The following is a 258-nucleotide window of genomic DNA, read 5'->3' as shown; positions in this document are numbered from 1 at the left end:
CCTGGCGGCCGAGATCGGCGAGCGCGCCATCGCCCTTCAGGCCGACGTGACCGACCGCGCCGCCGTGGACGCCATGGTCGCCGCCGCTGAAAGCCGTTTCGGCGCCCCCGTGACCACCGTCGTCAACAACGCCCTCGATTACAGCTTCAACGGCGACGCCCGGTCCCAGATGACCGCCATCGGCTGGGACGAGATGGACCGCCAGTTCTCGACCGTGGTGCGCGGCGCCCTGAACCTGATCCAGGCTGCGGCGCCCGG

The 258-nt window shown here is 71.3% G+C and carries 1 protein-coding gene; it reads left to right on the top strand.

The genetic code is table 11. From position 1 onward, the window contains the following. The coding region (locus CVH10_RS22040; RefSeq protein WP_146143274.1) for an SDR family oxidoreductase at positions 1 to 258 on the top strand (258 nt) is incomplete at both ends.

The organism is Halomonas sp. ND22Bw (genome assembly GCF_003011945.1).
GTDB classification, from domain to species: domain Bacteria; phylum Pseudomonadota; class Gammaproteobacteria; order Pseudomonadales; family Halomonadaceae; genus Halomonas; species Halomonas halophila.
Note: the sequence above shows the minus strand (reverse complement) of the source record. Positions and strands in the feature narration are given on the sequence as shown.